Raw genomic sequence first — 226 nt, forward strand, 5'->3', positions numbered from 1 at the left:
GGCCATGCCCAGGGCCGCCGAGATCGAGGTGGAGGAATGGGCCGCCCCGAAGGGATCGTAGACGCTCTCCGAGCGCTTGGTGAAGCCCGACAGGCCGCCGGGCTGGCGCAGCGTCCGGATGCGGTCGCGCCGGCCGGTGAGGATCTTGTGCGGATAGGCCTGGTGGCCGACGTCCCAGACGATGCGGTCGTCGGGGGTGTCGAACACGTGGTGCAGCGCCACCGTC

1 protein-coding gene is annotated in these 226 nt (G+C 71.2%); it reads right to left on the minus strand.

Going from position 1 to position 226, the window contains the following annotated elements; all coding sequences use genetic code 11:
• The coding region (locus tag ASF18_RS00275; protein ID WP_280138914.1) for a 1-deoxy-D-xylulose-5-phosphate synthase N-terminal domain-containing protein at window positions 1–226 on the minus strand (226 nt) is incomplete at both ends.

This window comes from Methylobacterium sp. Leaf89 (genome assembly GCF_001422215.1).
Classification (GTDB): Bacteria; Pseudomonadota; Alphaproteobacteria; order Rhizobiales; family Beijerinckiaceae; genus Methylobacterium.